At 65.2% G+C, this 17,896-nt stretch carries 19 protein-coding genes and 1 pseudogene; 3 read left to right on the top strand and 17 right to left on the bottom strand.

Annotation, left to right across the window (positions count from 1 at the left end):
* Positions 1 to 23: 23 nt before the first annotated feature.
* Genes ACVMB0_RS10605 through ACVMB0_RS10595 form a run of 3 tightly spaced genes read left to right on the top strand, consistent with a single transcriptional unit; the run spans position 24 to position 2,174 of the window.
* The gene (locus tag ACVMB0_RS10605) at positions 24 to 599 is read left to right on the top strand and encodes an isochorismatase family protein (protein ID WP_461346182.1); all 576 of its coding nucleotides are present in this window, start codon (positions 24 to 26) and stop codon (positions 597 to 599) included.
* The gene (locus tag ACVMB0_RS10600) at positions 586 to 915 is read left to right on the top strand and encodes a hypothetical protein (protein ID WP_461346181.1); all 330 of its coding nucleotides are present in this window, start codon (positions 586 to 588) and stop codon (positions 913 to 915) included. Before ACVMB0_RS10605 ends, ACVMB0_RS10600 begins: the two co-directional genes overlap by 14 nt.
* A complete protein-coding gene (locus tag ACVMB0_RS10595; RefSeq protein ID WP_461346180.1) occupies positions 912 to 2,174 on the top strand; it encodes an MFS transporter in 1,263 nt (420 codons plus the stop codon). The genes ACVMB0_RS10600 and ACVMB0_RS10595 overlap by 4 nt, the downstream gene beginning before the upstream one ends.
* A gap of 43 nt (positions 2,175 to 2,217) precedes the next feature.
* Here the strand turns inward: ACVMB0_RS10595 and ACVMB0_RS10590 are convergent, their stop codons facing one another.
* From ACVMB0_RS10590 to ACVMB0_RS10510, 17 genes and pseudogenes are all read right to left on the bottom strand, one after another.
* On the bottom strand, positions 2,218 to 2,394 hold the full coding sequence (locus tag ACVMB0_RS10590) for an MJ0042-type zinc finger domain-containing protein (RefSeq protein ID WP_456750860.1): 177 nt from the start codon (positions 2,392 to 2,394) through the stop codon (positions 2,218 to 2,220).
* Between the two features lie 115 nt (positions 2,395 to 2,509).
* On the bottom strand, positions 2,510 to 2,932 hold the full coding sequence (locus tag ACVMB0_RS10585; RefSeq protein ID WP_461346179.1) for a hypothetical protein: 423 nt from the start codon (positions 2,930 to 2,932) through the stop codon (positions 2,510 to 2,512).
* A gap of 96 nt (positions 2,933 to 3,028) precedes the next feature.
* Positions 3,029 to 3,928: a lytic transglycosylase domain-containing protein gene (locus ACVMB0_RS10580; RefSeq protein ID WP_461346178.1), complete on the bottom strand. Its 900-nt coding sequence runs from the start codon at positions 3,926 to 3,928 to the stop codon at positions 3,029 to 3,031.
* A 39-nt stretch (positions 3,929 to 3,967) separates the two neighbouring features.
* Positions 3,968 to 4,501, bottom strand: a complete 534-nt coding sequence (locus ACVMB0_RS10575; protein ID WP_461346177.1) for a YbjN domain-containing protein — start codon at positions 4,499 to 4,501, stop codon at positions 3,968 to 3,970.
* Positions 4,502 to 4,514: 13 nt separating this feature from the next.
* Entirely contained in the window at positions 4,515 to 5,570 is a 1,056-nt protein-coding gene (locus ACVMB0_RS10570) for a peptidylprolyl isomerase (protein ID WP_461346176.1), read from the bottom strand.
* Positions 5,567 to 6,160: a hypothetical protein gene (locus ACVMB0_RS10565; RefSeq protein WP_461346175.1), complete on the bottom strand. Its 594-nt coding sequence runs from the start codon at positions 6,158 to 6,160 to the stop codon at positions 5,567 to 5,569. Before ACVMB0_RS10565 ends, ACVMB0_RS10570 begins: the two co-directional genes overlap by 4 nt.
* A gap of 2 nt (positions 6,161 to 6,162) precedes the next feature.
* The gene (locus ACVMB0_RS10560) at positions 6,163 to 8,046 is read right to left on the bottom strand and encodes a putative porin (protein WP_461346174.1); all 1,884 of its coding nucleotides are present in this window, start codon (positions 8,044 to 8,046) and stop codon (positions 6,163 to 6,165) included.
* Positions 8,047 to 8,105: 59 nt separating this feature from the next.
* Positions 8,106 to 8,903: a TonB C-terminal domain-containing protein gene (locus ACVMB0_RS10555; RefSeq protein ID WP_456796805.1), complete on the bottom strand. Its 798-nt coding sequence runs from the start codon at positions 8,901 to 8,903 to the stop codon at positions 8,106 to 8,108.
* Positions 8,900 to 9,385, bottom strand: a complete 486-nt coding sequence (locus ACVMB0_RS10550; protein WP_456750868.1) for a hypothetical protein — start codon at positions 9,383 to 9,385, stop codon at positions 8,900 to 8,902. The genes ACVMB0_RS10555 and ACVMB0_RS10550 overlap by 4 nt, the downstream gene beginning before the upstream one ends.
* 20 nt (positions 9,386 to 9,405) lie before the next feature.
* Positions 9,406 to 9,810, bottom strand: a complete 405-nt coding sequence (locus ACVMB0_RS10545; protein ID WP_092122695.1) for an ExbD/TolR family protein — start codon at positions 9,808 to 9,810, stop codon at positions 9,406 to 9,408.
* Between the two features lie 5 nt (positions 9,811 to 9,815).
* Positions 9,816 to 11,858 carry a DUF2341 domain-containing protein gene (locus ACVMB0_RS10540; protein WP_456796806.1) on the bottom strand — a complete coding sequence of 681 codons (2,043 nt, stop codon included), beginning with the start codon at positions 11,856 to 11,858 and terminating at the stop codon, positions 9,816 to 9,818.
* Positions 11,858 to 13,546, bottom strand: a complete 1,689-nt coding sequence (locus ACVMB0_RS10535) for a ShlB/FhaC/HecB family hemolysin secretion/activation protein (protein WP_456750870.1) — start codon at positions 13,544 to 13,546, stop codon at positions 11,858 to 11,860. The genes ACVMB0_RS10540 and ACVMB0_RS10535 overlap by 1 nt, the downstream gene beginning before the upstream one ends.
* Positions 13,547 to 13,886: 340 nt before the next feature.
* Complete coding sequence (locus tag ACVMB0_RS10530) at positions 13,887 to 14,576, bottom strand: FecR family protein (RefSeq protein WP_461346173.1); 690 nt, start codon at positions 14,574 to 14,576, stop codon at positions 13,887 to 13,889.
* A 178-nt stretch (positions 14,577 to 14,754) separates the two neighbouring features.
* Positions 14,755 to 15,048: pseudogene (locus ACVMB0_RS10525) on the bottom strand (FecR/PupR family sigma factor regulator); the annotation flags it as partial.
* Between the two features lie 251 nt (positions 15,049 to 15,299).
* Positions 15,300 to 15,842, bottom strand: a complete 543-nt coding sequence (locus ACVMB0_RS10520; RefSeq protein ID WP_456750872.1) for an RNA polymerase sigma factor — start codon at positions 15,840 to 15,842, stop codon at positions 15,300 to 15,302.
* A 188-nt stretch (positions 15,843 to 16,030) separates the two neighbouring features.
* Positions 16,031 to 16,765, bottom strand: a complete 735-nt coding sequence (locus ACVMB0_RS10515; RefSeq protein ID WP_456750873.1) for an energy transducer TonB — start codon at positions 16,763 to 16,765, stop codon at positions 16,031 to 16,033.
* Positions 16,762 to 17,529, bottom strand: a complete 768-nt coding sequence (locus ACVMB0_RS10510) for an STN domain-containing protein (protein WP_456796807.1) — start codon at positions 17,527 to 17,529, stop codon at positions 16,762 to 16,764. Before ACVMB0_RS10510 ends, ACVMB0_RS10515 begins: the two co-directional genes overlap by 4 nt.
* Positions 17,530 to 17,896: the final 367 nt, after the last annotated feature.

The raw sequence follows: 17,896 nt of genomic DNA, 5'->3' as shown, positions 1-17,896 counted from the left end.
GGCTCGATTGAAAGGAAACGATCATGGCCCTGACGACGCTCGATCCGATCACCGCCCTCATCGTCGTCGATCTGCAAGCAGGCCTCGTCGGCGCGCCCTTCATCCATCCGTTCGCCGACATCGTGGCACGCACCTGCGTCCTGCTCACCGCGTTTCGACGACGCCGGCTGCCGGTCGCGCTGGTCAATGTCGATGGCGCAGCGCCCGGACGAACCGAGCGGCCACGCCTCGGTACGGCGTTTCCCGACGGCTGGACCGACCTGATCCCGGAGCTCGGCCCGCAAGCGAACGACATCGTCGTCACCAAGCGGACGTGGGGCGCTTTCGCCAGCACCGATCTCGAGCAGGAGCTGCGCACCCGCGGCGTCACCCATGTCGTGATTGCCGGCGTTGCGACCGGCACCGGCGTCGAATCGACCGCAAGGCAGGCCTATGAGGCCGGCTTCAACGTCACGCTTGCGATCGACGCCATGACCGACGCGCGGCCGCACGCACATGACTACAGCATCGAGCACGTGTTTCCGCGTCTCGGCGAAACCGGCTCGACGCAGGCGATCATCGATCTGCTTGAAAGGACCCATGCGCATGAACTGGCTTGACCTCGTCGCCTATTTCTTCGGCGGCGCCTTCCTCACCAATGCGATTCCGCACGTCGTCGCCGGCACGATGGGCGAATCGTTCCAGAGCCCGTTCGCCAAGCCGCGAGGCGAAGGCCTGTCGTCGTCGACGGTCAACATCGTGTGGGGCTTCTTCAACCTCGCGGTCGGATATCTCCTGGTCTGCCGCGTCGGTGACTTCGGCTTGAGGACCACAGCCGACGTCGCAGCCCTCGGTCTGGGCGGCGTCCTGATCGGTCTCTTCCTCGCGCGGCATTTCGGACGGTTTCACGGCGGCAATGATCCGCAGCGAACATGAGACGTGTCTTTCGATCACTCGCAAGCTTCAATTACCGGGTCTGGGCGGCCGGCGCGCTGGTGTCCAACATCGGCACCTGGATGCAGCGCGCCGCCCAGGATTGGCTGGTCCTCACGCAGCTGACAAATCACAGCGCCTCCGCCGTCGGCATCGTGATGGCGCTGCAATTCGGCCCGCAGCTGCTGCTGATGCCGTGGACCGGCTTTGCCGCCGACCATTTCAACCAGCGCAAGCTCCTGATGGCGACGCAAGCGACGATGGGCACGCTCGCACTCGGCCTCGGCATTCTTACCGTCACCGGGCTGGTGCAGCTCTGGCACGTCTACACTTTCGCCTTCCTGTTCGGCTGTGCCGCCGCGCTCGATGCGCCGGTACGGCAGACCTTCGTCGCCGAGCTGGTCAGCGATACCAACCTGTCGAATGCGATCGCACTGAACTCGACCTCGTTCAACGCCGCGCGCATGATCGGCCCGGCGGTCGCCGGCCTCATCATCGCGTCCGTCGGCACCGGCTGGGCGTTCCTGTTCAACGGCACATCCTTCCTGGCCGTGCTGACGTCGCTAACCCTGCTGCGCACCTCCGAGCTGCGTCCGAATGCGCGGGCCCATCCGACCAAGGGCAGCATCATGCAGGGCTTCCACTATGTCTGGTCCAGGCCCGATCTCAGAGCGACACTGATCATGCTGTTCCTGATCGGGACCTTCGGACTGAACTTTCCGATCTTCATCTCCACCATGGCGGTCGGCGCGTTTCACACCGACGCGCGCGGCTTCGGCCTGCTGTCGTCGATGATGGCGCTCGGGACGGTGTCGGGCGCGCTGCTTGCGGCGAGCCGCGACCAGCCGCGGTTCGCTTCGCTGATGCTGGGATCCGCGATCTTCGGCCTCGGTTGCACGCTGGCCGCACTGGCGCCGAGCTACTGGTTGTTTGCCGCAGCACTCGTCGTGATCGGCGTCGCCGCGCTGACCGTCACCAATACCTCGAATGCGCTGATGCAGCTCTCGACCGAGCCGGCGATGCGCGGACGCGTGATGGCGCTGCGGCTCGGCGTGGCACTGGGCGGTACGCCGATCGGCGCACCGATCGTCGGCTGGGTCGCCGATCACCTCGGCCCGCGCTGGGCCCTCGGCGTCGGCGCTGCCGCCGGCTTCGCCGCGGCACTGGTCGCGCTCGGCATGCTGTCGCGATCCGGCCGCGAAGCCGAACTTCGCAGCCAGAAGACGCGAAGGAGCGAAGTCAACCTGCCGCAGCAGCGTTGACGATGCGTCACGCGAACCGGCGTCCGTTTCGCCCGAGACGGCTCTAATACGCGTAAGACGGCTTGCCGGGCTGCACGGTGAGGCGAAACGCAACATCGGTCGAGCCGTCCATCAGCTCGATCGTGTGGTGGCACACCAGGCAGCGAAACTCGCCGGCGACGCCGCCCTTCGACGTCAACTCGATCCGGCGATAGCCGGCCTGGCAATGGGGGCAGGTCACGTCAGATTTTCGCATCGAATCAGCAAGCCGTTGCTCTGTCTATTTTCCACACGCCCATGGTCAGAAATGTGACGGTGTCACGATCTCCGCGAAACAAGCGTCGAGGCGCGCGTCGTTATCGATGGCTGAAAACCGGCGCTGCCGGGCGATAGGGAAACGCCGAGACCCCGAAGTTGCGGCCATATTGCTGCTGCACCGCCGGGACGTTGACCACGCCGACCTTGAGATCCTGCGACTTCGCGTCGATCGGCGTCGTGTTGGTCACCGGCGGATTGACCTGATCGACCTGCTTCCTCAGCCGCTCATTGATGCAGCCAAGCGAAGACGCATCGCCGCAGCGCTCGGCGGGCGCGCTGCCGCTGCCTCTTGCCGCAGCGCGGCCGGTGCCGCCGCTGGTGTCGCGGTTCAGGTTGAGCGCCGGCGGCGGTATGCCGACGACGATCTCCGGCAGCGGCGTGTGTTGCGGCGTCGGCGTCTGTGCTGGTGCGGGCATCGCCGACAATCCGGCAACGGCAATCGCCAATATGATGACTTTCATCGGTGCTGCTCCTTGCAGAACCAGAACTGTTTCAAACGATAGGAAGCTCAAGCAGGATATCAAGGCAGCAAGGTCGATCAGAGCGGCTCGGCCTTGCTACTTCCCTCCCCGGGCCTGGATCACAAGCGCGTTCAGCCGCGTGTTGAGCGCGACGAGATCGACACGACCGATGCGCCCGCCGCCGCCGAGGCATTTGCGGCCGCATCCGCCACCCCCGCCGCCGCGCCCCGGCTCGCCGAACGTCGCGGCCGGCACGGTTCCGGTCACCCGAAAGCCGCGGGCAAACAGCCGGGCGCGGACCGCCACGCAATAATTTACCGAGAGATAGGAGAAGCGGGTCTCGCCGTGGCCGGCGCGGTACTTCATGACCGCGGTGCAGAGGTCGCCGCCGGCACGGCGCCACGCTTCCGCAAGGTACATGACACCGAAGTGAATGTTGGTTTCAGGAATCGCAAGTTCGGCGAGCGAGCCGGAAAAGCCGAGAATGCGCGCGGTCGACGGCAACAGCTGCATCAGCCCGATTTCGCCGACGCCGCCGATTACATCGGGATTGTAGCCGCTTTCGACGCCCATCACGGCCTCGGCGATCTCGGGCGCGAGCCCGGTCCCGGCCGCTTCCTTCTCGATCAGCGCGCGATAGCGCATGCGTGCATCCGAAATCGCGGGCTGGCTCGCGGGCGGAGGCGGCAGGTTTTTGCCGCCGGCATCCTTCGCGCCATCCTTGCTCGGATCTTTGACGGGCGCGGCCGGATTGGTCGCGGCCTCCGCCGGCGGCTTCGCCGCGGCGGGAGGCGGCTCTGCCGTTTCGACGGCGGCAAAGCGCGTGCTGAAAGACGATGCCGGCGTTTCGCCCTCGGCGTGCGCGGGCTGCGCCAGGCCAAGCGTGAGCGCGAGACCACCGGCTGCGATGCAGCCGCCCCAGCGACGCGCAGGACCGGGCCGCTTCGACCATCGGCCGAAGCAGCTCGCCTGCATCGTGGAGGCAGCGTCGTTCATGATCGCTTGCGGTCCTGATCGTCGCGCGGCCCGCGCGACTTACTGGATGGTGGTAACGGCGGCCGCTTCCGCGGTGTGTTCATGCGCCGGCTGCTGGGCAGGCGCGGCGGGTTGCGCGGCAGCCGCCGCGCCGTTGTTCCGGGCGGCAAGCTTCGGCAGCTCCTCGCGCAGATAGGCGATCAGCTCCTGAACCAGCCGGTCCCAGACCTCGATCTGCGCCCGCACGAAGTTCGGCGTGACGCCGCCGGCAACGGAGACGTCGAGGCAGAACATCAGGAACGGATGGCTGAACTGCAGCCGTCCGAACCGCCGCGTCGCGTTCCAGCGATTGACGAGGTCGAGCGGCAGCTCACCCTGCACCTGAAGCGTGGTGAACAGCGTGGCGTCGACAAATCCCTGTTCCCCGCCGACCAGCTGGTTTCCTGGCCGGATCTCGAAGCCAAGCCCTGCCGTCGCCGAGCGCAGATAGGTGGTGTTGGCGACCGGATCGGTCAGCGTTTCGACGCGATAGCCGCCGTTCTGGAAGCTGTCGCGCAGTCCTTCGAGCGTGAGCTTGGTGATGATCTCGGACATCCTGGTCTCCGTATTATTTCTTCGATGGGTCGAGCAGGCTCGACAGCGCAAGTTCGTTGAGGACAGGCGGGTGCTGCTTCAAGAGCTCGGCGAGATAGGCCCGCCGCATCATGTTCGACCGCTCGGAGCGGATCTGCAGCACCAGCTGGTCGCGCACTTCCGGCAGGGTGCGGGTGTAGGACGCCTTGGTGTCGATCAGCTTGATGATGTGCCAGCCGTCGTCGAGCTTGATCGGCTCGGAGACGCTGTTCTTGGCGAGGCCCATCACCTGGCTGCGGATCTCCGGACGAATCTGGGTCTCCGCGACCCATCCGAGGTCGCCGGCGTCCTTGGCGGCATTGTTGTCGCCGCGCGCGATCGCGGCGAAGTCGGCTGCCGGCGCCTTCAGCTTGCGCTGCACGTCGTCGAGCTCCTGCTTCGCCTTGTCCTCGGCGGCCTTGTCGCCTTCCTTCGGCGCGGCGATGAAGATCTGCGCCAGCTGGAACTGGCGCGGCATCAGGAACGCGGCGCGATTGGCCTCATAGACCTTCTGCAGATCGTCCTCGCTCGGGAAATTCGCCGGCGGCGTCGACACCGATTGCAGATAGAGCTCGACCACCGCGCCTTCGCGCGCCCGCTCGAGCTGGGCGGCGACAGCGGGTTGCTGATCCCATTTCTTCGCCACCGCCTCCTGCAGCACAAGGCGGTTGGCAAGCAGCAGCCGCACGGCCTGGCTGAGCATCGCCGGATCCTTGGCGAGCGCCGCCTGCTCGCGCGGCGCAAGCGCTGCGACATAGCTGCGGAGATCATCGGCCGAGATGTTGGTGTCGCCGACACGCGCGATGACGTTCTCGGGCGCAGTCGCCTTCGGCGCGGCCGCGACTGGAGCCGGCGCGGGCGTCGCGGCGGCTTGCGCCTGCGCGGCGGGCTGCGGCTGCGGCTTCCTGACCGGTGCCTGCACCGTCCGCGGCGCAGGAGCCTGGGTCTGCGCCTGCACCGCGATCGGCGCAAAGAAAGCCGCCAAAGCGACGGTCATTCCGGCGGCAAGGCTGATCGACCGAAGCGACTTCACGATGGTGGCGGTCGTCATGGGTTCACCTTCTGATCGAGGAACTTGTCGGTGCTTTCCTGCAGCTGATTCTGGATCTCGACCCGGCGCTGCTGGATCATCGGCTCGCGCGAGACCACGATCTCGCCGATCGTCAGATCCTTGTAGCGCTGCACCGCCTCCTTGCCGGCCTTGACCAGCTGGGTGTTCTTGGCGATGCAGCTCTTGGTGCTGGCCTTGTAGGCGGCGGCCTCGCCTTCGAACTTGGCGCGCTCGGCGTCCTTGCTGCGGGCGACGGTGGCCGCCTCCTCATAGGCCGACTTCCATTTCTCCAGGGTCTCATCGCGTTCGGCGAGCCGCTGATTGAACTCGTCGACCGCGTCGCGATGTTCCTTGTCGGCCTTCTTCAGCTGCGCCTTGAGGTCGTCGACCTCCTTCTTGGCCGCCGCCTTTTCGCGATCGGCGTCGGCGATTTTCGCTTGCAGCGCCGTGCGCTGGTCTTCCAGCGCGCGGGTCTGTGCCGTCGCGCTGCGCAACGCGTCGCGCAGACGGTCGGTCTCGGACTGGGCGAATGCAGTGCCGGAGCTCAAGGCTCCGATCACCATCATCAGGACGAACAGTGCAATGCGCATGGTCAGAACTTCGCGTTGAGGTCGACTTGCAGGACGTCGACGGCATAGGGACTGCCGGCGATGCTGTTGGCGCTCATCCAGCGCAACGTCGCCCAGACATTCTCGCCGAGACCGATATTGCCGCCGACGAAGTAGCCCTTGAGGTTGGTGCCGCCGAGGCCGAAGTCGGAGTCTGCGAACGCGTCGAGAGTTGCATCCGACTCCAGGTATTTGTAGCCGGCATGGACGTTCCAATCCCAGAGATGCCTGATCTCCCGGTCGCCGACGGTGACGCGGCCGAGCCAACCCTGATTGCCGCCGTTGAACGGACCGGGCGTGGTGCCGCCGTCCGGACTCGGTCCGCGGTTGTTCATCAGCACGCCGTAGATCGCAGCCTGCGCATTCATGTAGGAGCGGCTGAACGCGGTGTTGTAGACATACTCGCCGTCGAGCACGATGTGGGTCGGATGGAATTGTCCGAGATCGAGCTGCCCACTCACGACCACCGGGCGATACTGGCTGACCAATCCGAAATATTCGAACTGATTGATCGTGCCGCCATTGTTGCCGTTCGTAACCCCGGGTGCATCGGCAATGATGTTACGCAGCGGGAAATAGGTGTTACCCTTCTGCGCGAAGCCTGGCCGCGTCAGGTCGGTATCGCAGACATCGGACGACGATCTGACGATGCAGGGGCTGGAGAACTGGCCCTGGACGTTGTCGAAGTCGTAGAAGGCGACGCCGAACCGGAATGAGTATTCCGGGCTGAAGCGAGCGTTGAAGCCGACCTGGCTTCCGAACAGCCACTTGTCATGACTCACGAACTTGATCGGCGCGCCGGTGACCGGATCCGCGTAATTGATTCCGCCGTTGAAATCGGTGTTGTACAGCGGGAACGCGCCGCCCACCGCAAATGGCGTGAAGCCTTCCCACACCTCGTGCTTGGCCTGAACGGCGAAGCCGTCGAAACCGAGTTCCCTGTACCAGACGAGATCGGTCGGCGACCAGAACGGATTGTCGAAGCGGCCGGCGGAGATCCGGAGATCGTCGCCCCAGGTCTGCCAGTTGATGTAGCCGCGATCGAGCCAGACGCCGTATTTCGAGAAGTTGCCTGCACCGCCGCCAAGGGTCTGGTTGGTGGACACCGGCGAACTGTTCTCGCCGGTTGCGATGCGCAAGCCGGCCGTGAACCCGTAGAGCAGGTCCGCTTCCATGCCGAGCCGGCCGCGGAGCCGGAACTGGTTGCGATCCTGCGTGGCGTCGTAGGTCGGCCCGAACGCAGTGCTCGTAATGTCATACGGCGAGCCGGTATTGATGGTGTTGTAATTGGCGGCGCCGGCCTGGTCGTTGCCGGTCGGGAAATAATTGCCCTGATAGCGCACGCGCGCGTCACCGTAGAAGCGGATGCGTTGCGCCCATTCCGGATAGGTTCCGGGCGACGCCCAGTTTTCCTTCTGTGCCTTGGCCATCACCTCCTGCTTAATCTCTTCCCGTAACTGCCGTTTGACGACTTCGGGAACATAGGTGACGTGCTTGGTGCCGGGCGGCTGCGCCGCTGCAGCGGCGGCGGTTGCGGCCTTGGCGGCGTCATCGGCCTTGGCGGTGGCGTCCTTGGAGGCCTGACGCGAAATATAGGCTTCGTCTTCGGCCTGCTTGATTAGCGCCTGGGCCTGCTCTTCCTTCAGCACGCCCTGCTGCACCAGCAGATTGACGAGGTTGACGGTGGCGTTCGACGATGTCGGCTTCGTGCTCGATACTTTTGGCTTCTTGTCATCGGTCCGCTTGGTTGCGGCGGCGGGAGCCTGGTCCGCGCTCTGGCCCATGGCCGGCGTTGCGCAGGCGAGCGCACCCAGCGACACCGCAAGCGGTAGCGCGCGCCATTCTGCGTGAGCTCGTTTCTTAAACATCAGTCCCCCAGTTCTCACTCGCACATTTCAGTTCAAGGTTGGTCGTTTGGTTGGTCTGGTCAGCTCGGCCGCCGCGCGGTGACGCGCGTGACCACCGGCATCGGCATGTCCTTGGGTGGCGGTTCGCGCAGCGTCAGGCTGCCGATCACCTCGTTGCGCAGCGCCGCGTCGACCTCCGGATTGCCGGACGACGGCGCCAGGACGACGCGGCTGATATGGCCGGAGCCATCCACCCACAGCCGCACCTGGATCTGCGTCGCCATGTTGCGCGTCTTCGGGTTGGCGCGGATCGCCGCCTCGATCTGCGAGGTGACGATCGTGGCGTACCAGCCCCAGCGGCTACCACCGCCACCGCCGCCGCCGTACGGATTGCCGCCGGGCTTGCCGCCGAGATTGAACAGGTCGCCGGGGCTCGTCGGCTTGGCATCGAGCGACAGCGGACCGGGCGGCTCGTCGTTCTTGGCGTTCTTGACCGGCTCGTCCTTCGGCTTGTCGACCGGCTTCTCTTCCTTGAACTCGGGCTCCGCCATCTTGGGCTGCTCGACCATCTTCTGCTCGGGCTGCGGCTGTGGCGGCGGAGGCGGAGGTGGCGGCGGCAGCGTCACATTGACGATGGTGAGATCGCGCACCTGGCGCGGCGGCGGCAGGTCGTCATGGCCGAGGAAGAAATAGACGATGCCGCAGATCAACAGCGCGACCACGGCCACCGCCGCGCCGTAGCGCAGCAGCGCGCTGCGCTCGCTCTTCCGCGCGACCGCCTTGCGGGGCGGCGTTGCGGGTGCGACGGCGGCTTGATCTTCGGCAGAGGGCGTGGCGCGCGCAGCCTGCGCGTTCTGATCCCGAAGCGGCGCGTTCATGGCGCGGCCCTCATCGCGGCACGGTCGGTCAGCCTCTCATTGACATATTGCGTCACGAAGCTGGCGAGCGCGCCGAAATCCGTGGTCTTCAGGATGACCTTGGTGTCGGGGCCGGCTTCGATCGCCGCATGGAACGTCTCGATCTCGCTCAGATAGTCCACATAGGCCATCTCATCGATCGAGAGGCGGGCCCACGGGCATCGCGAGATTGTCAGCCGCAGCGGATTGTCGGCGGGTTGCCGGCCTGCAACCTGCCGTCGCAACAGTTCCGCCAGCTTCACCAGCAAGGCCTCGCCATGGAGGGGAAATGCCACCACCTCGCCGCGCGGTTCCTCGCGCAGCTCTGCGACAACAGTCGGGACAGGATGCTCCGCACCCGCCGCGGCATCGCAGCCGGGATCGAATGATCGCATCACGCCGCTGAGCCACGACCGCAGCGTCTTCCGCTCGGTCAGTGGAAAGGGTGCTGGCTGCGTGAACATGGCGTCGCTTTCCGGCTAGCTCACTTCACGAGCGGCTTCGTGGCGAGCCCGACCTGGCTCAGGCCGATGCGGCTGAGCAGATCGAACACATCCATCACGCTCTGGTACTGCGCCTGCGCATCGCCGCGAAGCACCACGGGGAATTCCGGCGTCAGCGCCTTCTGCTGGATCAGCCGCTGTTCGAGCTCGGCCAGCGTGACCGGGATCGTGTCGAGGAAGATCTTGCCGTCATTGGCGACGGTGATCGCCTTGGTGGTCTGGGTCGCAAGGCTCGGCGCCGCCGACGCCTTCGGCAGGTTGACCTTCTGTCCCTGTACGGTCGCCGTCGTCATGATGATGAAAATCACCAGCAGCACGTAGGCGAGGTCCAACATCGGCGTGATGTTGATGTCGTCATAGGGTTTGGAATCGGCCTGGATCTGCATCGCCGTTACTCCGCGGCGATGCGGTGTTCGATCGGGTCCGGCCGGTCGGCGGAATAGAATTCCGCCATCTTGGTCACGAACTCGTCGACGAAGACCTGGATGTCGTTGGTCAGGTCCTTGATCCGCGAGATCAGATAGTTGTAGCCGAACAGCGCCGGGATCGCGACGCCGAGACCGGCGACGGTCGCCACCAGCGCGGCGGCGATGCCGGGCGCGATCGCATTGACGTTGACGTCGCCGCTCGCTGCGATCGCCGCGAAGGTGATCATGACGCCGACCACGGTGCCGAGCAGGCCGAGGAACGGACCGCCGGAGATCGCGATCGTCAGCACCACCATCAGACGGTTGAGCCGCTGCATCTCCTTGACGACGCCGCTATCGAGCGCCGCGCGGATCGCCGCGATCGATACCGCCGACAGCACCGGCACGCGCTGCGCATTGTTGGTGCCGAAGCGGTGGCGGATTTCCGCCGCACCGATGTGATAGATGCGGTAGAGCGAGGACGAGCGCATCATCTTGGCGTCGGCTTCAGTGAGGCGTCCGCCGAGCGTCGAGACATCGTCGGCATCGCCGCGATCCAGCATGGTGAGATCGGCGGCGATCTCGCGGAAGCCCTTCATGAACTGGGCATTCGCCTTGGCCTGCTTGTTGAGATACGAGGCCTTGTCGATCATCACCACCCAGCTGATCACAGCCATGATCAGCAGAATGCCGATCACCACCCAGCCGTCGAGCGTCACCGACTTCAGGATCACCGCGAAGTAGCCGGACAGCCAGCTCGCGGTCTCCTCGTCGACGCTGAAGGACATCAGCTTGCCCTGGTCAGGGCCCTGCCCGATCGCCATCACCTTGATCAGTCCGGCGGGACGCGCGACCTTGCTGATCTCGAGTTCGTCGATGTCGCCGACGAAGCCGGCCATCGCAGCCGCGGGTGCCGGTGCCGGCGTTGCCGCCGCATCCGGCGTCGCCGCGGGCGCGGCGCCGCCGCCCGCAGCCGACGCATCAGGGGGCACTGACGGTGTTGCTGCGGACGGGGCCGTCGCAGGCGCGATCGGAGAAGCGCTGGAGGTCGACGAGTCTCCTCCGATCAGGCCAACGGTATTGAGAGCCGGCAGGCTCGCGCTGAGCGCGGCGTAGGATACGCCGTCGAGAAAGAGCGTGACCTGGCCGTTTGCCGCGACGAGGGCGACATGGTGCCAACTGCCGGCTGCGACCGGCGCGCCCGCGGTCGAGCGCTGCACGGATCCCGCATTGGTGACCTCGACGAACGGGCTGCCATTGTCGACACCGATCACCAGCGCGTTGGCGCCATCGCGCCGGCTGAACAGCGCAGTGTTGGGCTGCAACGTCGCCGGCTTGATCCAGGTCGACCAGGTCAGCGCCGCACCATCCGCCCAGGCGAGCGACGGCGAGGCCGGCATGGTCACCGGCGCGCGGCCGTCGAGCCGCAGCCCGGTCCCGATCAGCGAACCGTCCGCAGGCTGGCCGACGCTCTGCGCGTTGTTGGCCCATACCGAGGAATCGATCGCCGGCGTGCCGCGCTCGTTGAAGTGATAGACCGTCAGGGTATCCGGATCGTAGGTGCCCTTGGGATCGCTGGTCGCGATCGCTTTCTTGTTGCCGTAATAGAGCCAGATGTCGGTCCGCGCGCCCGGCGCGAGATTAGGCACCGCGACCCAGACCAGGCCTTCGCCAAGCAGAGAATCGAACTTCTCGATGTGGTGCTTCAGCGGCGTCTTGTCGTCGCCGGCGACGAAGCGCAGATCGCTACCGTCGTCCTTGGCCGAACTGAAGCGGAAATTTCCGACATGCAGGCGGACCAGCATGGGCGTCGTCCCGATCGGATCGGTGACGCTGGCACCCGACGCGCTGGCATCGATCGTGATCTTCTTGCGCAGCGACCATTCGTCGTTCCACCAGGCGCTCGCGGGCGCGAGCGACGTCACCAGGGCGACGAGCCCGAACAACAATGCCGTCGCGGCGTTCACAACGCCTCGGCGCAGCGCCGGCCGGCGCGTGCGTCGATCGAAAGTAAGACCCATCCCCATCAGAATTCACCCCAGATTCGGAAGTTCACGCGCGGACTGTTTGCGTGCGTGTATTGTTGAGCGACCCCGGGCACCGAAAGCGCGACCATGCCGTTGAAATATTCGAACGTCTTGAATCGGGTGCCGACGCCGTAGCTCCATGCGACGAAGGACGGCTGCTGCTCCGGCAGCGGCTGCTGGATCGACGCGTAGCCGGCATCGAAGAACGTGAAGAAGCGCCAATCGTTGAAGGTGATGAAGCGCGGCTTGCCGTCGCCGGTCTCGCTCTTGAGTTCGCCCTGCAGCATGCTGCCGACATTAGGCGTGCGCAGCTCCAGATTGGCGACTGCACCATTGTCGCCGAGCACCTCGGATTCGAGATAGCCGCGGACGGTATCGAGACCGCCGAGACTGAACTGTTCGCTCGAGACCAGCGGGCCGTCGGCGATCTGCCCCTGCACCTTGCCGTAGAGCTGGAAGCCTTCCGGCAGCTCCTGGGTATGCGAGACGTCCATGTTGAAATGGGTGAAGCTCGGCGAGGCCTTGTAGCGCTTCGCGTCGAACTCGTCCCACGGGCTGCTCAGCGTGCGGATGTTGTAGGTGATGCCGGCGTTGAACTGGGTCGTGAACTTCTCCTGCTGGAACGTCGCGCCATAGGTCGCGACGACGGGATAATAAGTGACCGGCGACGAGAAGCCGTCGGTGCCGAGGTTCACGGTCTGGTCGAAATGCTTGTAGTCCATGCCGACCGACAGCGTGTGGAACAGGCCCTCGCGGGTCGGCAGCGTGATCACGGCGCGCTCGCCGATGATCAGGCCCGGACCGACCACGTTGGTGCCGCCGATGGTCGCGACGTTGCTGTTCGACTTGACGCTGTAGAACAGCAGGTTGAGCCAGTCGGCGTTCGGGATCCGCGCCATGTAGGAGCCGGAGAACACTTCGGCATCGCTCGGCCGTTCCGGCGCGACCTGATAGGTGAAGCTCAGGGAATGGCCGAGCTGCCACAGATCGTCGTAGTGCACGGTGGCGGAGACGCGGCTTGCCGTGGTGGACGGCGACTGCCGGTTGTTCACCTCGAGGCTGGCGTGGATCGGCGCCTTGTCCTCGACATTGAGATCGACGTCGACCGTGCCGGGCGCGACGCCGGCGCGCAACGCCGGGGTCACACGACGATCCGGCCATTGGTTGAGCGACACGATGTCCTTGGTGACATCGGTGAAATTGGGAACACTGCCTTCCTTCAGCGAAGGCGCGTTGTCCTTGATCCGGTCGAGATCGAAATAGCGCGAGTTCTTGACCCGCAGCCGCCCGACCTTCAGCTCGCTCACCTTGAGGGTGACCGCGCCGCCGGTGACGTTCTGCTGCGGGACCGCGACGCTGACGGTCTGAAAGCCCTTGTCGTGATAAGCCTTCTCCAGCGCCGCGCGCGCCTTCTCGACGTCCTCCGAGGTCTTGTTCGGGCCGAGGAAGGGATAGATCGCCTCCTCGATCTCGACCTGGGGCAGCGTGTCGGCGCCCTGCACCTCGAAATCGTCGATATCGAAACGCTGTAACGGCGCCGCCGGCTTTTGCGCCGGCGCATTGGCCTGGGCGGGCTGCTTGCCCGCCGCCGGCGCTGCGGCCGGCGCGGCAGTATCCTTCGCTGCGTGCGCAGGAACGATGGTCACCACGCAGCCGATCACGGACAGCGCCGCAGCCGATCCGCGCAACCCGATCCGGGATCGCGCCCGATACCCGAAAACCCAATGATCTCTTCGATTACGCACAGACGTCCCACTTACTTCGCGCAGGCGCGCGCCATCGCAGCGGGAAGGCCGCGATGACGACGCCTTACTCAGAAGACGTCTGGGCGAGTGCAAACCCGCAAGAGAATCTGCGGCACCGCGAAAGAAATTTTTGGTTTGTTAGGAAATCGAGCGGCGCAGGGTCGATTCGTTCGATCAGAGCGTGATCCATTCCGAGCGAACAGGAACGAGGCCGGGCCGACTGATTTTTTGTGACGCTTTTTCTTCACGCGAACCGGATATCCGCTTTGCGAAGCGCGCGTGGTCAGCTCATCAGCACCACACCGCCCGGCAGCGATGTGATCCGCGCGCCAAACAGTTGCTCGACCTGGGCGACGAAATTGTCGAGCTTGTCGACGTGGAACGTGCCGTTGACGAGCCTGCGCTTCAGTTCTGCGTTGGTGATGATGATCTTTCCGGCGCGGTACCGGTTCACTTCGTCCACCACGCTTGCCAGCGGCCGGTCACGGAAGATCAGCAATCCGGTCTGCCAGGCCGCGACCTGCCTGGCATCGACCGGCAGCGACGCCTGCAACCCGGCGCGCGAATAGGTCACTTGCTCGGCCTTGCGAAGCTGCACCGAGCGGCCGTCCTGCTCGACCGTGACGATGCCGTCGAGGCACGTCACCGAAACCACGCCCTCGATGCAGCGCGCGTTGAAATCCGCCTGCAGCGCGCTGATGCGGCCGTCGCGCGCCAGCATCACCAGCGGCATCGACGACGACCTTCGGGCAACCACCGAGGCCTCGCCCGAGATCAATTCAATCCGGGTTTCGTTCGGCGCCGGCCGCAGCGCGAGACTGGTCTGGGTGTTCAATTCGACCGAGATGTCCGGCGCCAGCATCACCTTGCGCTGTTCGCCCTTGCCGGTCCGGTAATCGGCCGACAGTTCCTCGATCGACGGCCACAGGTCGAGCGGCGGATGGATCATCACATAGCCGGCCGGCGGCGGCAATCGCGCCGCCCAGCATGATGCGACGTGTCAAAGGGCGTAGCGGCCGAGGCGGCAATGTCACCACCGTGGCGGCCTTTTCCTCGGCGAGCTCCTTTGCCGCAGCCGTAGCGGTGCGAAGCAGCCGGGCAGCCGATCTGAACGCCTCCTCGTGGTCAGGGCTTTGCGCGCGCCAGCGCTGGAACGCGGCGACATCGGCGCGTGTCGGTTCGCCGGCCTTCAGCCGAACAACCCAATCAAGCGCCTCATCCAGCAACGGATCGGGCCCGGATGTGCCGGTCGGCTCGGTCACGACGGACTGCTCATCACCCTGCGCGCCAAACCTCAGCCTCCCGATCGCGTCGAGCACATAGCGAAGGTCGCTATATAGACGATTCCGACGGCAGCAGGGCACCGCAATCGGCCGTTGCGCACAACGCCGGCAGAAACATCCGGAAACTGCGGCACGCGCGGCGAGACCGCACGACGACCACATGCCGGGTCGATGACGTCTGAAGCTGTGTTCAAGCGGTGCAACACGTGCAGCGAACCTTTCCCAGGCGCCCCAGCGGCCCCCATGAGATCGCTCTCTACTCTATAGACGACAGAAAACCCGCTATCCCGCAGAATTGAGGTTGAAATCCTGCAGATTGTCAGTGTCGATTTCGGATCAAGCGGCCGCGGCCGCTGCAAATAATCCTCTGCAACGAATTTCACCGGCGCGCGCTACGGCCGCGGCGAATGCGATCACGAACGGGGGCGCGGACCGCCGAGGCGGCGGATCAACGTATAGTCGAGACAATCAGCACAATGGCTCAGGGCCGACTTCAAATCGCTTTCCACGGTTCGCACGCTGACACCGAGGCGGGTCGCGACATCCTGCGGCGTCCGGCCCTCGATCGTAATGCTATAGAGTACGTCGCGCGGCCGCTCCGGCAATTCGGCCAGCGCCCGCTTGAAGGCGTCAATATCGGAACGCGCCTCGACGATCCTCGCCGGGCTCGGTCCCTCGTCACTCAGGTCGAGCAGTGAATCGATCTCGGCGGCACTGACCCGAAGATTCTGCGCCTTCTGACGGTCCCGCGCGATGTTGATTGCGATGCGGAATATATAGTCGGCGGGGCTGCGGATCGGCACGGCGTCAGTGACGCGCTCCAGCCGCAGGAACGTCTCGTGCAGGGCCTCGTAAGCGAAGTCCGACGATCCCAGACGGCGGGTCAATTTCTTGACGAGGCCGTCGTAGTTGACTGCAAGCTGGCCCCGCAGCCGCACTCGATTGATTTCAGCCACGTTCCGCGGCCTCCCAGACACCAGCCCGATATCCAGATTGAATTGTTCTTGAAGCTGCCCATCTCGTAACGGCCGCGCACAACACATTTATGACGATAACAAGTCGACACCGGGCGACACACGAGCTGGTGCATGCGGGTCACATCCAAAAGTTGAACGGGTTGTGCTTGCGGACCGGAAAGCGCGGATCAGGACGGATCGAATTCAAGCCAGATCTGGATGTTGAGCCGGTCGGGCAATCCCCACGGAATCGGCGGCAGCGGTTGGGCGCGGCGGATCGCGTCGACCGCGGCCTTGTCGAGAACGGCCTCTCCGGAACTGGTCTTGACCCAGACCTCCACCACCGAGCCGTCGCGCTGCATCGAAAACAGCGTCTCGACCAAGCCATGCAAGCGGCCGGACCGCGCCGCACTGGGATAGCGCCGATAGCGCGCGACATGGCGGAGCAGCGTCTGCTGAAACTTGACGGCAACACTGTCTGGCGGCGTGTCGGCGGGCGACGGCGTCGCACGGAGGCTCGGCACGGCGGACTCCGCCGGCATCGGCTCCCGCGCCGGGGCCGCGGTCAGATTGTCGAGGGACGGATCGGAGTTTTCCGGCGATACCTCGGTCCGGCTGGCGAGGGTCGCGGTTTGCGGCTGCGAAACCGGAGCGACCGGTATCGGCGCGGGCGATGGGCTCGGCAGCAGCCGAACCTGCACGATCGAGTTCTGCTCACGGCTTGACGATCCAGCCTGCGGCTGCAGCCGGATCCAGTAGATTCCCCCGACAAACAACAAAGCGGCGATCGCCGGCGCCAGCAGCAGGCGCAGCACCTCGCCCGAGGTCCAGGCACTCGGATCCTCGGGATGAAACAGCAGGCTTGCCGGACCCGGACCCACGCCGCGCATGCCATCGGGTCCGCTGGTTTCGTTGGCGCTCATTGGAACGATTTCACCCGGATCGCGATCCGCACCGGCTGCGAGGCATTGGCGGGCGTCGTTCGGCTGACGGTCAATCCTTGCAGCGCCGCGGTCACCGCCGCATCGCGGCGCTGGTCGCCGGTCGACCGCATCAGCTGGGTCCGCTGAATCGTGCGGGAGGGGTCGATCCACAGATCGACGACCAGCTGATAGCTGCCGCCGCGCGACCCGATATTCTTCTGCAACGCCTTCTGGATGTCGAGCTGCAGGCTTTCGCTGTAGTCGCGCAGCGCGCCGGCGTCGTTGCCGTCGCTGCTCGCCCGCACCTGCAGCGTGCCCAGCGACAGATCCGCTGAAGCAAGCGGGCTCGCCGGCGGGCGGTCGGCGCGCGCGCTGCGCGATGCGAGGGTAATGGCGTCGGGGCGGATATACTGGACCTTCAGATCGGTTCCGGTCAGCAGCAGGTTCAAGGCATCCCCGGGCGTGAGGCTTCCCTCGACCGACGTCGACTTCCGGCCGGTCGCGGAATTGCTCTCATAGAGCACCTGAACGCCGGTGCGCTCGCCGTAAGCCTGCAACGCGCTGGCAAGCTGCTGTGCGGGGATGTTGAATTCGATCGGCGCGGGTGCGGCAACCGTCTCGCGCTGCTGCGCGCCGACGGCACAGATGCCGCCGATCAGCAGCGCAGCACAAATCCCGAACAGATATCGCGCGCCTGCGCCCGCTCTCGGCCCGGCGCTAATCGCAGCGCTCCCGCGCGCACCATATGATCCAACTGCCGTCATGCCTTGCTTCGGCCCAAACTGACCGTGGGTGAAATTCGGCCAGCAGTGCGGGTTAGCCTTCCGGCCAGCGAACCTGCGTTCTTTATATCTGGAATGTGACGGCCGTCTAACCGGGATGTTCGTCGACGCGCCGCCGGGAATTTGTGCTGAGCTTTCAGCATGAAAAGTTCCCGACGGCCGCCGGAGCCGCGCGCAGCAAAAGGCAAGCCGCACGCTTGTCCGCGAAAAACGAGCGAGCGCTCTCTCAGAAATTTTCACGATCCCCCTTTTCCGAATGCCGGTCCGTGCGCTAGGAATTGAGCAAGGGCGTCAAGCCCAGCCCAGACCGGCAACAAAATGAAACGGTCCAGGACATAGCTAGGGAGGC

Source organism: Bradyrhizobium sp. USDA 4451 (assembly GCF_054822585.1).
Note: the sequence above shows the minus strand (reverse complement) of the source record. Positions and strands in the feature narration are given on the sequence as shown.

Coding starts and splice junctions, on each gene's coding strand:
- ACVMB0_RS10510 (WP_456796807.1), bottom strand. CDS start 17,529: ATGACGGCAGTTGGATCATATGGTGCGCGCGGGAGCGCTGCGATTAGC.
- ACVMB0_RS10515 (WP_456750873.1), bottom strand. CDS start 16,765: ATGAGCGCCAACGAAACCAGCGGACCCGATGGCATGCGCGGCGTGGGT.
- ACVMB0_RS10600 (WP_461346181.1), top strand. CDS start 586: ATGAACTGGCTTGACCTCGTCGCCTATTTCTTCGGCGGCGCCTTCCTC.
- ACVMB0_RS10560 (WP_461346174.1), bottom strand. CDS start 8,046: ATGTTTAAGAAACGAGCTCACGCAGAATGGCGCGCGCTACCGCTTGCG.
- ACVMB0_RS10550 (WP_456750868.1), bottom strand. CDS start 9,385: ATGTTCACGCAGCCAGCACCCTTTCCACTGACCGAGCGGAAGACGCTG.
- ACVMB0_RS10570 (WP_461346176.1), bottom strand. CDS start 5,570: ATGACGACCGCCACCATCGTGAAGTCGCTTCGGTCGATCAGCCTTGCC.
- ACVMB0_RS10545 (WP_092122695.1), bottom strand. CDS start 9,810: ATGCAGATCCAGGCCGATTCCAAACCCTATGACGACATCAACATCACG.
- ACVMB0_RS10585 (WP_461346179.1), bottom strand. CDS start 2,932: ATGAAAGTCATCATATTGGCGATTGCCGTTGCCGGATTGTCGGCGATG.
- ACVMB0_RS10555 (WP_456796805.1), bottom strand. CDS start 8,903: ATGAACGCGCCGCTTCGGGATCAGAACGCGCAGGCTGCGCGCGCCACG.
- ACVMB0_RS10595 (WP_461346180.1), top strand. CDS start 912: ATGAGACGTGTCTTTCGATCACTCGCAAGCTTCAATTACCGGGTCTGG.
- ACVMB0_RS10580 (WP_461346178.1), bottom strand. CDS start 3,928: ATGAACGACGCTGCCTCCACGATGCAGGCGAGCTGCTTCGGCCGATGG.
- ACVMB0_RS10540 (WP_456796806.1), bottom strand. CDS start 11,858: ATGGGGATGGGTCTTACTTTCGATCGACGCACGCGCCGGCCGGCGCTG.
- ACVMB0_RS10575 (WP_461346177.1), bottom strand. CDS start 4,501: ATGTCCGAGATCATCACCAAGCTCACGCTCGAAGGACTGCGCGACAGC.
- ACVMB0_RS10605 (WP_461346182.1), top strand. CDS start 24: ATGGCCCTGACGACGCTCGATCCGATCACCGCCCTCATCGTCGTCGAT.
- ACVMB0_RS10565 (WP_461346175.1), bottom strand. CDS start 6,160: ATGCGCATTGCACTGTTCGTCCTGATGATGGTGATCGGAGCCTTGAGC.